Here is an 11760-nt window from a genome sequence, read left to right on the forward strand (position 1 = left end):
TATCAGAGGCATTGCCTTTAAAATCGCCCTTCTTTTGTTTAATTCGATCCTTACATTCTCATAAATTACACTAATATTCTTAGCTAAGCCATGAGTGAAAATCTACTAAAAGCCTTACTCGAGTTATTTGCCATCATTGCCAAGGAGGGCACTGTTACCGAAGATGAGCGAAATAATGTGAAGAAGTTTCTTACTGATACCCTTTCAGAAGAATCTGCAGCACATCATCTTACAATGTTTGATCAATATGCACAATCAATTGAAGGCAATGATAAGAATGAAAAAATCGCTCGTATCTGTAAAAAAATTAATGAAGAGTTTACCTACCCTCAAAAAATCATATTGGCTCTCCAATTGATTGAACTGATTCTAGCTGATGGCGAAATTGCTGAAGAAGAAACCAAAATACTTGACGATGTCAGTGGAAAAATCAGGCTCTCTCCTGAACTTATTGCATACATTCAAGCCTTTGCGCTAGCCAAAAACATTGAAGACTTTGAGTCTGACAAATTTCTAATAGTAGCAGAAAATAATCATAAAGTTCCCGCCCCTACTTATTTTATCCAAGAAGATCATTTGGATGGCTTTTTGGCAGTGTTGAAGCTTTCAGGAACTGAAATGTACTTTGTAAAATATCTGGGGAATACTCAACTCAGCATGAACGGTATTCCACTTAGAAAAAATGCCATTACCCTCTTCCCTTCTGGGAGCACAATAAAAGGTGAAAAATCACAAACCGTATTCTATAGCGATGTAGCGAGCCATTATAAAACCGATAGCAGTTCGTCAAACATATCGTTTGTGGCTGAAAATATTAGTTTCACATTTCCAAATGGGCATAAAGGTCTTCATAATGTAAACATTGCAGAGGATACAGGTAGATTAGTAGGACTAATGGGTGCATCAGGTTCAGGTAAATCTACTTTGTTGAATGTCCTGAACGGAAATGAAAAGCCTACGGAAGGCAAAGTAGAAATCAATGGAATTAACATCCATGAAAATCCAGATGCTATTAAAGGAACAATCGGTTATGTACCCCAAGATGATCTATTGATAGAGGAGTTAACCGTTTATGAAAACCTGTACTACGCTTCTAAACTGTGCTTTGACGATAAAACAGAAGCTGAAATTGAAGAATTAGTATCCAATACTTTAGCTTCATTGGGACTATCAGAAACCAAACATTTGAAAGTTGGATCCCCTTTGGACAAAACCATCAGTGGTGGACAAAGAAAAAGACTGAATATTGGACTTGAATTATTGAGAGAACCATCCGTTCTTTTTGTAGATGAACCCACCTCTGGATTATCTTCCAGAGATTCAGAAAATATCATGGATTTGCTGAAAGAGCTAAGCTTGAAAGGCAAAATGGTTTTTGTGGTAATCCATCAACCTTCTTCTGATATTTTCCGCATGTTTGATAAGCTCGTGATTTTAGATGTTGGAGGCTTCCAAATCTATTATGGTAATCCGGTTGAAGCCGTTTTATATTTCAAAAACCAGATCAATACCATTGATAAAGATCAGGCGGCATGTATTGAATGTGGAAATGTAAATCCTGAGCAGATTTTCAATATCATTGAAACCAAGGTGGTGAATGAATATGGAAAAGCTACCGATGAAAGAAAAATCAGTCCAAAAAAGTGGTTTAGCCTGTTTGAAAATCAACTTAACATCCCAAAAGTTGAGAATCCAGATCCATTGCCAGAACCCGAACTAAGAATACCAAGTTGGGCAAAACAAGTTGGCCTATTTTTCCGAAGAGATTTTAAATCCAAATTAGCCAATAAACAATATTTGCTAATTAACTTATTGGAAGCTCCAATTTTAGCAATGCTATTGGCGTACATCATTCGATACTATCCTGAGAATGAAAATAATGAGTATTTATTTATAGACAATCTAAATATTCCAGCCTTTTTCTTCATGAGCATAATTGTAGCCTTATTTATGGGGCTAACTGTCAGTGCGGAAGAAATTATCAAGGACCGAAAAATATTAAAGCGAGAATCCTTTTTGCACTTGAGTAGAAGCAGCTATTTATTCTCTAAAATTGGGATTTTATTTCTTTTTTCTGCTGTTCAAACTTTCACCTACGTAATAATAGGAGACCTAATATTGGAGGTTGATGGCATGAGTTTAACGTATTGGGCGATTCTATTCTCTACTGCTTGCTTTGCTAATATGTTAGGATTGAATATTTCTGCAGCCTTTAATTCAGCCATTACAATTTATATTTTAATCCCCATTTTGCTGATTCCACAACTAATTTTGAGTGGTGTGGTGGTGAAATTTGATAATCTTAATCCACAAATCACCACCCCCGATCAAGTGCCGCTAGTTGGTGAACTGATGGCTTCTCGATGGGCATTTGAAGCTTCAATGGTAGCTCAGTTTAAATCAAATGAATATACCAAGCCTTTTTTCGAATTAGAAAAGCAAATGGCTCAATCGGAATATAAAACGGTTTACTACTTGCCAAAACTGAAATCAAAATTAGATTTCCTGAAAAATAATATTGAAAAGCGGGATAACCCTGAATTTGAAAATGCATTAAACCTTTTAAGACGAGAAATCGGTTTAGAACTCGAAATTGTTGGAGAAGATAAATTCGATGCCTTCCATAAATTGACGATTGAAAAATTTGATAGCTGGACAGCTGATAAGACAGAAGTATTTTTAAATACTTTAGGTAGATTTTACAATAACTTCTTTAACGAAGCGAATACCAAAAAAGAGAAAGCAATTTTTATGCTTACTCAAAGCCCAGAAAAGAAAAAGCAATTCGAATATCTAAGGGATAATTACTACAATAAAACAGTTGCCAATTTGGTGAAAAACACAAATGACCCTAATAGAATTATAGAATATGATGGCAGATTAATTCAGAAGATCTATCCTGTATTTATGGAGCCACAGCCTGACCATGCACTGGATTTCAGAACACAGTTCTACGCAGGGGAAAAATATTTCGGAGGTTATATTTTCAATACTTTGCAATTTAACTTGGCTGTCATTTGGCTGATGAGTATTATTTTATTTGTAATGCTTTACTATGATGTGCTTAGGAAAATAGTGGCTTTTAAAAAGCCATTTTGATTTAACCACAAAGTTAGACTAAGATTTCACTAAGTTTCACAAAGGAGAATTAAAACAATTTAGTTTAAAATCAATTTACAGATTATGAAAAATATACTACTGCTTAACGCATTAATCCTTACAATTCTTGCTTGTCAGCCAACCGAAAAAACGGCAGAACAGCAAGAAACAAAAAAAGAAGATTCTGCTTCTTTCGATGAAAGTAATTCAGATCGAAAGGCAGTTGAGCTTGCTGATAAGGTCATAGCTGCTCATGGAGGAGAAGAAAATTGGAATAATACTCGTTATATTTCATGGAATTTTCTGGGTGCCCGTGATTTGGTTTGGGATAAATATACAGGCAATGTTCGAATTGATTTTCCTTCTGAGAGATCTACTTATTTGATTAATATCAATCAGGATACAGGAAGAGTTAAAATCAGTGATAGAGAATTAACAAAAGCTGATTCTTTAGACAAATACATTGAAAGAGGAAAGCAAATTTGGGTAAATGATTCTTATTGGTTGGTATTCCCTTTTAAGTTGAAAGATCCGGGTGTACAATTAAAATATGTGGGACAAGACACTACCAAAAATGGCGAAGAAGCTGAAGTGATCAGCTTAACTTTTGAAAAAGTAGGATTTACACCACAGAATAAATACAAAGCTTATATTGATCCTCAATCTCATTTGATCCTGCAATGGGATTTTTACAGAAATGCATCAGACAGTGCTGCTAGTTTTCAAAATGTATGGACTGATTATCAACAATATGACCAGATCATGCTTTCTTCTGGAAGGGATGAAAGAGAATTGGGAAATATTAAAGTAGCGCAGGAATGGGATGACAGCGCTTTTGAAGAGTTTTAAAGTAGTCCCGTCATTCTATAGAAATCATACAAGCTAACACGAAAAGCTTCCTTTTGATCTGCATCCGGAAATAGAGGGAGCTTTTTATCTCTGTAGATCATATACATTTCTACCTCCTCAGTCATCTTGTTGTAGAGTTTGGTTGTAAAAATCATTTCATCCCTACGCTTTTCGCCTTTCATAGCAATGCTGCCTGTTTCATTAGATTCAATTGCTTCCCAATACACTTTGAAATTTTCTTTTTCAATACGTTTAGTCATTTCTACCATTGGATAGACCTTATTTGCCCTCCAATTGACTACTAATGAAATATTGAAATAAAAATCGGTGCTATCTTTTTTTCGATCTTCATGACGGTAAATGCGCCAACCACCTTCTTCCATCACCTCAAGGTCATAATTAGTTTGACGCATATTTCGAAAAAAGATATAGGCATCATCAGTATAACTGAACTTTAGCTTTTCCAGCTCCACTTTTTTGGAAGTGTTAACCGAGCAAGCGAAGATTGCTAAGACAAAAAGTAAAAGAAAATTCTTCATGCTTATTAAAACTGAAAAGGACTCTTCAAGTTTGAATTTTGATCATTTCTTAGCCCGATAGCCTTTAGGTACCATAGGTTGCCCCTGGTCATAAGCATTAATATATAAGGTATCCGCCTCTTCTTTTTTGCCTTTAGGATAAACAATCCATACATCCAACAGTCCGAATTTTTGATCGGCCCCTATGGTTTTGCTGTTTAATGTCTTAAACGGACAACAACTTCTTACTCTTTCATATTCTACCGGAGTACCGTCCTCCATTTCAAGAGCATTTAAAAATCTCATTCGGTTTTTACCGCCTTCATGGTGATTGGTAACGCCTACAAAAATGGGGTTTTTCTCGCTTCTTCCGTAGGATTTATCATTTGTAGAAATTCCCAAATAGATGGTAGAGTCATTCAGCATTTCATAGCTTTCCACTGTGTTTTTCTTCTCAGTATATTCAGGATAATCACGATCAAATTTGCTTGGAGGTGGTTTGCAAGCAAAAGCTAAAATCCATAAAAATAAAATGGAGGCAGTTCTATTGTTCTGTAAATAGCTCATCTATAGAATTGTTTTTGGTTAAATCGTTTAACATTTTTTGATTGATCGGATTAACAGGCATGGAATTAACATCATCAAAAGTAATCCCTAACCTTTTGGTAGGTTCAAGCTCATATATATCATAATCATGTGCAGCACCATCTCGCCAACTGATTTTTTCATAATCCTTGTTTTCAATGACATACCATTCGTTGACTTGTTTGACAAAGCCAGTTTTTCCTCCTGTGTCATACATCTCTTTCATATTTGCAACCCCAAAGATCCGACTGGCATTATTGCCAACCGCTGCATCACGAATATACTGAACATAATATTTTCCATCATTGGGATTTTGTTTCCATTGAATCAGATAATGTGAGCGAATGCCCTCGCTGACTGTTTGCCCTGTGAAAATGTTTCTTTCTTTTCCCTCCACTAATTCCTGAATCTTTTCAAACTGTACTATTGCATAATCATCTTTACAAATGACCATTTTTGCAACTGGTTTGATTTGCTGCCATAAATATAATCGTGATGTATCTTCGATTATGGTTTTGATTTCCACATAATCTTTCCCTTCGCTTTTATATTGATTTATGATTTCAAAATAATTCTCTTGTATAAATCCATCATAAAGTAATCTTTGAGGGTGCTCTCTTCTTTCATCTGAGATAGCATTGCATAATAGATAATCATTTAAATCAGAATTTTTGGTTCCTTTTGGTTTTGTAGGATTTGCTTTATTAACTATGTAAGGCCCTAAATCCTGGTAAAGCCAGTTTTGAAGGGATCGATGCCAGCTAATATTTCTATTGTCCTTGGTCTGACGTTTTCTTAAGATTTCGTAGCGTGTATCTTCGGATTTTCTATTAATGCCCCGCTCGCTCAAGAACACAATAGCATCCAACATTCGGGCATAAGTAGTATCTCGAATAGTTGCTTCTCTATAAAAAGCAATTTGGGAGTGTTTTCTTCTAGGATAATTCTTTCGAATATTCTTAATCGCTTTTTCTACATACCAGCTAGCAGAATCAAAAGTGCCTTTCACTAAAACTTCATCCATTGAAATTTTACTACTCTTCAAAATGAAGGTCTGCATCCCATCAAAATTCAATTCTTGTATGCTTATGCTCTTGCTTTCATAGCCAATCGAGCTAATGTTTAAATTTTTATACCCTTTTTTAATTTTTAGATGAAAAAATCCAGAATCATTCGTGATGGTGCCATAAGAACTATTGTCTAATTGTATATGAGCATAGGGAATGGGTTCTTGATTTTCATTTAACAGCCTACCCGATAAATTTTGAGCTGAAATGGCATAAGTGTTGATGAAAAACAACAGACAGAAAAATAATTTGTGGTTCATTTTAAGATTGATTTAGAACCCAAACATATTGTTAATTTCTTAAGGTGACAAAAATCTTTAAGTCATTTCCTTAATCAACTCCCATGCCCGTTCCAAATGATCTTTTTTCAACTCAGGATGTCCGCCTACTAACCTCAAGGTATATTTTCCATCTAGTTTGGTGTGGGTGATGAAGATTTTGCCTGTTGCATTAATGCTTTTTAATAATTTTTCATTGAAGGCATTTAGTTCTTGCTCATTCATTTTGCCATCATTATATCGGAAGCAAAGCAAATTAACGGATACTGGGGCCAACATTTCAAAATCTTCAGATGCTTCAATTTCACTTTTCAACCATTGCGCCCATTCGCAATGGTTTCGGATTATAGTCCTTAAGTTTTCCGCTCCAAAGCTTCGCAACATAAACCATAATTTCAAGGCTCTGAATCTTCTACCTAATTGAATATGCCAGTCACGATAGTTATTGACTTCATGATCGGTATCCGTTTTTAAATATTCTGGAGTTATGCTGTAAGCCTGAGTTAAGGATTTTGGATCTTTAACATAATAGAGGCTACAATCAAAATTTACAAATAACCATTTATGCGGATTGAATACCATACTATCAGCCAACTCCATTCCCTTACTCATCCATCGCATTTCAGGGCAAATCAATGCGGCACCTGAATAGGCAGCATCAACATGAAACCAAATTTTATGCTTTTGGGCAATTGTCCCAATTTCATCTAATGGATCTACAGCAGTTGTACCTGTAGTGCCCATAGCTCCTAAAATAAATAAAGGCTTATAGCCAGCTGCAAGATCACTTTCAATGGCTTTTTCCAGTTCTGAAGATATCATGGCAAAATTTTTATCCACAGGGATTTTAACCAGGTTTTCATAGCCAAAGCCCGCTATTTTCACATTCTTATCTATAGAACTATGCGCTTGCTCAGAAGCATAAATCCGATATCGCGGCATTCCTGCAAATCCTTTTTCATTGATCTGAAAATCAGAAGCTTTTTCTCTGGCAGTTATTAGCGCATTGAAAGTACCAGTGGAGGCAGTATCTTGAATGGAGCCAGTCCAGTCCGTTGATAAACCTAACAAATCACGCATCCATTCCATCATTCGATCTTCAAGTTCAGTAGCCGCTGGAGAGGTAAGCCAAACCATTCCTTGTGTGCCTAAAGCACTCATCAGCATTTCTCCTAAAATGGAAGGCTTGCTTTTAGATGCAGGGAAATAGGCAAAGAAATTTGGGCTCTCCCAATGAGTTATGCCTGGCATGATTTTATTCTCAAAGTCTTTAAAAATAGCTTCGAATGCTTCAGGTTTTTCAGAAAAGCTTTTGGGTATTTGAGCTTTAATTTCTCCTGGCTTTACCTGAGCCATCACTGGATATTTTTCTACATTATCTAAATAATCCGCCATCCAATCAACCATGGAATGCGCATGCTTTCTAAATTCTTCTGAGGTCATAATGAAACTTGCTGTTAACGGGCTAAATTTAAAGAAAAACGAACTTGCTTAAGCCACTCATCCTCAAAAATAAGCTCATTATTCAAATTCTTTCCTCTATTTATATTTATGATTAACTTAAGCCGTTAAATTTGTTCTATGAGTTTATTCAAAAGTATTATTCTGTCAATTGTAGTATCAATTTTATTTTTAGCCTGTGAAGCGGATTATTATCCTAAACCCAATGGCTTCAACAGAATTGATTTGCCCGATCATGAATATAAAGCCTTACCCGATTCTTTTCCTTATAGTTTTGAATATTCTACTCATGCAAAAATATTACCTGATTCCTCTTATATCCGAGAGCGATATTGGTTTGCTTTGTTCTATCCAAAATTTGTCGCTGAGGTTCACATCACTTACAAATCATTGAATAATAATCGCGATAGTTTAAGAGCCAATATTGACGATGCTTATAAATTAACAACAAAACATCAAATAAAAGCCAGTTCAATCCAAGAAACTATTTTGATGACCCCTACTGGAAAAAAAGTATCAATAGCCGAATTAAAAGGAGATGTTCCGAGTCAGTTTCAATTTTACACTACGGATTCCACCGAGCATTTTTTAAGAGGAGCGCTTTATTTCCGAACCGCTACAGAAAATGATTCTCTGGCACCTGTAATTGAATATGTCAAAAAGGATATCATTCATAGTTTGAATACTCTAGAGTGGGATTAAAATGACCTCCTTTTTTAAAACACCCATAGAATTTCTGAAAGGATTGGGGCCACAAAAGGCAGCCCACATCAATAAAGAGCTAGGAATCTTCACTTATGCCGATTTATTACAGCATTATCCTTTTCGGTACGAGGACCGAACTAAATTTTATAAAGTAAGAGAGCTGAACGCAGAAATGTCCAATGTGCAAGTGAAAGGACAAATCCGTTCGAAGCAACTGATTGGTGCTGGTCGAAAACAGCGATTAGCCGTGCAATTCGCTGATGAAACGGGCATTATGGAATTAGTTTGGTTCAGTGGCATTAATTGGATCAGTCCAAAATTAAGAACTGGGGTGGATTATGTGGTTTATGGTCAGCCCAAGCGTTTCGGAAGCAAATACACCATGGCGCATCCGGAATTGGAAATTTTAACTCCTGCTGTCTCACAAAATGAATTTCTACAACCAGTTTATTCTACTACTGAAACTTTAAGAAAAAGATATTTAGACAGCAAAGCGATTTTCAAGTTTCAAAAAACATTGCTGAAAGAAGCTTACAATCGAATACCTGAAACACTTCCCCCTCATATTTTGCAGCAATATGGCTTTTTGGCAAAGAGAGATGCCGTGGTTCAAATTCATGTACCCAAAAATCAGCAACTGCTTCAAAAAGCACGCTTCAGAATGAAGTTTGATGAATTCTTTTTTATGCAGCTTCGATTGTTGATGCAAAAGAAAGTCAGACTTGAAAAATTCAAAGGGCAACTGCTTCAAAAAACAGACCTGCTTACTGAATTTTACCAATCGCATTTGCCATTTGATTTAACTGGGGCTCAAAAAAAAGTAATCAAAGAGATCTTCAGTGATTTTAAGAGTGGCAAACAAATGAATCGCCTCCTGCAAGGCGATGTAGGAAGTGGAAAAACCATTGTAGCTTTTATTTCTGCACTTATTGCTATTGACAGTGGCGCTCAAGTTGCTTTAATGGCCCCCACTCAAATTTTAGCTAATCAACATTATGAAGGTTTAAAAGAATTTGCGGACAAAATTGGGGTGACCATTGCTTTACTAACAGGATCTACAAAAACCAAAGCCAGAAGAGAAATTCATGAAAATTTGAAATCTGGAGAATTGAAAATTTTGGTAGGAACCCATGCGCTACTAGAAGAAGTGGTGCAGTTTCAAAATTTAGGTTTAGCCATTGTGGACGAACAACACCGCTATGGGGTGGCTCAAAGGGCTCGTTTATGGAAAAAGAATGAAAATTTCGTGCCTCATGTATTAATTATGACGGCAACACCTATTCCCCGAACCTTGTCCATGTCTGTCTATGGAGATTTAGATATTTCGATAATAGATGAATTGCCAAAAGGTCGGAAACCCATTAAAACTATTCATCAATACGATGCGAATCGACTGAAGTTAAATGGCTTTTTAAAAAAGGAAATAGAAAAAGGTCGGCAAGTTTATGTAGTTTATCCACTGATTGAAGAATCTGAAAAGTTGGATTTGAAAGATTTGATGGATGGCTATGAAAGTATTGCAAGGTCATTTCCAGAATATCCGATCAGCATTGTACATGGCAAAATGAAGGCAGCCGATAAGGATTTTGAAATGGCTCGATTCGTAAAAGGTGAGACTAAATTAATGGTGGCTACTACTGTGATTGAAGTAGGCGTTAATGTGCCAAATGCCTCAGTAATGGTAATAGAAAATGCTGAGCGTTTTGGTTTGGCGCAGTTGCATCAGCTGCGAGGAAGAGTTGGACGTGGAGCTGAGCAATCCTACTGCGTTTTAGTAACGAGTTATAAATTAAGTAAAGAAGCCCGCACAAGAGTTGAGACCATGGTTCGTACCACTGATGGTTTTGAAATAGCGCAAGTGGATATGAATTTGAGAGGTCCAGGAGATATGATGGGCACTCAACAAAGCGGCCAATTGGATTTATTAATTGGAGATTTGAGAGAAGATGAACCCATTTTATCTATTGCACGGCAAAGTGCACAAGCTATTATAGCTAAAGATCCCAATCTTGAATCAGAAGAAAATGCCCTCATTAGACGACAAGTGGAAAACCAGAAAAAGAAAAATCTTAATTGGAGCAGGATATCATGAAATGAACATAGATTTTCGAGAAGCAAAAGGAAAGCCTAAGGCTTTTTCTATTAACCACAAAGAACAAAGAATTCGCAAAGAACACAAGGCAACAGCTAAAGCTGTTTTTTGATTCTTTTCGTACCAAATTGTCCAATCAAAATCATTTGAATCATTAATATCTATGAAAATAAAAAATCAAAAACTTTATTTGATTTTGCTTTCCCGATGAATACGGGACAAGTTGTGAAGCTTAGTGTAAGCCTCTGTGCAACTCAGTGGTTAAAGCAATAGTAGCCTTTGGCTACTGGAAAGCCTAAGGTTTTTTCCTTTAACCACAAAACTGCTCTAAGCATTTCACAGAGGAACACTAAGGAATAGATATAGCTGTTGTTAAGCACTCAAAGAATACCAAATTGCTTAATTAAACATTATTAAAATATGTTTGATTCCTTTTTAGATAGGAAGTCATGGTAAAGAAATTCAGCTTTTTCTGATTATACCTTTGTGTTACTTTGTGAAAGCCTCTGTGCAACTTCGTGGTTAAAATACAAGTAGCCTTTGGCTACCTAATGTTTTCTCCTGAACTTTTGTGGTCGAAAGTGATCAGTTTATCTTTTTATATTGAATTTCCTGATTTTTAATTACATTTGCATCCCAAAGAATGAAAAGAAAAAATAACATACAATCAGTTAAGCGATCAGGCAGTCTAATTTTTGGACTGGCTATGGCTGTTTTGTTGTTTTTTCAGCAACCTTACGTAACTGATATTTCTGATAAGGTTGAGAAAACGGAGCAAAGCGAAAAAGAAAAGCCTCAAGCTGAATACAGGATGCTGGCTTATGATGTGCTTTTACCTGTTATGCAATTCAATTTATTTCATTCTTTTGATCTATTGTTAGAAATTCCAAATCTCAACACAGAGGATTTTACAATACTTGAATCTGTAGAAAAAGCTTATCATAATTACTTTCACACACTATTTAGGCTTATTATATCACCAAATGCGCCCTAATAGCATAGACTAGTCAATTCAAGATATTGATCTAAGCAGATCATTTCATACAACAATTCGATAACTAATTTCTAATTAATCAAAATATAAAACTGTGAAATTCCATGGTTTT

General features: G+C 35.8%; 9 protein-coding genes. 5 read left to right on the forward strand and 4 right to left on the reverse strand.

Annotated features, from left to right (window positions below):
- The first annotated feature begins 90 nt into the window (after positions 1 to 90).
- Both FTRAC_RS09960 and FTRAC_RS09965 read left to right on the forward strand, forming a co-directional pair.
- Positions 91 to 3099 carry an ATP-binding cassette domain-containing protein gene (locus FTRAC_RS09960; protein WP_013454115.1) on the forward strand — a complete coding sequence of 1003 codons (3009 nt, stop codon included), beginning with the start codon at positions 91 to 93 and terminating at the stop codon, positions 3097 to 3099.
- Positions 3100 to 3183: 84 nt separating this feature from the next.
- Entirely contained in the window at positions 3184 to 3948 is a 765-nt protein-coding gene (locus FTRAC_RS09965; protein WP_013454116.1) for a hypothetical protein, read from the forward strand.
- Here FTRAC_RS09965 and FTRAC_RS09970 read toward each other — a convergent pair.
- From FTRAC_RS09970 to FTRAC_RS09985, 4 genes are read right to left on the reverse strand one after another with little or no spacing between them, the layout of a single operon-like run.
- Positions 3945 to 4487 carry a hypothetical protein gene (locus tag FTRAC_RS09970; RefSeq protein ID WP_013454117.1) on the reverse strand — a complete coding sequence of 181 codons (543 nt, stop codon included), beginning with the start codon at positions 4485 to 4487 and terminating at the stop codon, positions 3945 to 3947. The two genes, FTRAC_RS09965 and FTRAC_RS09970, sit on opposite strands and share 4 nt — an antisense overlap.
- A gap of 42 nt (positions 4488 to 4529) precedes the next feature.
- The gene (locus tag FTRAC_RS09975) at positions 4530 to 5033 is read right to left on the reverse strand and encodes a hypothetical protein (RefSeq protein WP_013454118.1); all 504 of its coding nucleotides are present in this window, start codon (positions 5031 to 5033) and stop codon (positions 4530 to 4532) included.
- On the reverse strand, positions 5011 to 6378 hold the full coding sequence (locus tag FTRAC_RS09980; RefSeq protein WP_013454119.1) for a carboxypeptidase-like regulatory domain-containing protein: 1368 nt from the start codon (positions 6376 to 6378) through the stop codon (positions 5011 to 5013). Before FTRAC_RS09980 ends, FTRAC_RS09975 begins: the two co-directional genes overlap by 23 nt.
- A gap of 57 nt (positions 6379 to 6435) precedes the next feature.
- Entirely contained in the window at positions 6436 to 7839 is a 1404-nt protein-coding gene (locus FTRAC_RS09985) for a pyridoxal phosphate-dependent decarboxylase family protein (protein ID WP_013454120.1), read from the reverse strand.
- Positions 7840 to 7977: 138 nt separating this feature from the next.
- On the opposite strand from FTRAC_RS09985, the gene gldD reads away from it, so the two are divergent.
- From gldD to FTRAC_RS10000, 3 genes are all read left to right on the forward strand, one after another.
- Positions 7978 to 8559: a gliding motility lipoprotein GldD gene (gene gldD, locus FTRAC_RS09990; protein WP_013454121.1), complete on the forward strand. Its 582-nt coding sequence runs from the start codon at positions 7978 to 7980 to the stop codon at positions 8557 to 8559.
- Between the two features lies 1 nt (position 8560).
- Positions 8561 to 10654, forward strand: coding sequence for an ATP-dependent DNA helicase RecG (gene recG / locus FTRAC_RS09995; protein WP_013454122.1), 2094 nt, complete (start codon positions 8561 to 8563; stop codon positions 10652 to 10654).
- A 643-nt stretch (positions 10655 to 11297) separates the two neighbouring features.
- Complete coding sequence (locus FTRAC_RS10000; RefSeq protein ID WP_013454123.1) at positions 11298 to 11648, forward strand: hypothetical protein; 351 nt, start codon at positions 11298 to 11300, stop codon at positions 11646 to 11648.
- Positions 11649 to 11760: the final 112 nt, after the last annotated feature.

The organism is Marivirga tractuosa DSM 4126, from assembly GCF_000183425.1.
In the GTDB taxonomy this organism is placed as follows: domain Bacteria; phylum Bacteroidota; class Bacteroidia; order Cytophagales; family Cyclobacteriaceae; genus Marivirga; species Marivirga tractuosa.

Coding starts and splice junctions, on each gene's coding strand:
- FTRAC_RS09960 (WP_013454115.1), top strand. CDS start 91: ATGAGTGAAAATCTACTAAAAGCCTTACTCGAGTTATTTGCCATCATT.
- FTRAC_RS09965 (WP_013454116.1), top strand. CDS start 3,184: ATGAAAAATATACTACTGCTTAACGCATTAATCCTTACAATTCTTGCT.
- FTRAC_RS09970 (WP_013454117.1), bottom strand. CDS start 4,487: ATGAAGAATTTTCTTTTACTTTTTGTCTTAGCAATCTTCGCTTGCTCG.
- FTRAC_RS09975 (WP_013454118.1), bottom strand. CDS start 5,033: ATGAGCTATTTACAGAACAATAGAACTGCCTCCATTTTATTTTTATGG.
- FTRAC_RS09980 (WP_013454119.1), bottom strand. CDS start 6,378: ATGAACCACAAATTATTTTTCTGTCTGTTGTTTTTCATCAACACTTAT.
- FTRAC_RS09985 (WP_013454120.1), bottom strand. CDS start 7,839: ATGACCTCAGAAGAATTTAGAAAGCATGCGCATTCCATGGTTGATTGG.
- gldD (WP_013454121.1), top strand. CDS start 7,978: ATGAGTTTATTCAAAAGTATTATTCTGTCAATTGTAGTATCAATTTTA.
- recG (WP_013454122.1), top strand. CDS start 8,561: ATGACCTCCTTTTTTAAAACACCCATAGAATTTCTGAAAGGATTGGGG.
- FTRAC_RS10000 (WP_013454123.1), top strand. CDS start 11,298: ATGAAAAGAAAAAATAACATACAATCAGTTAAGCGATCAGGCAGTCTA.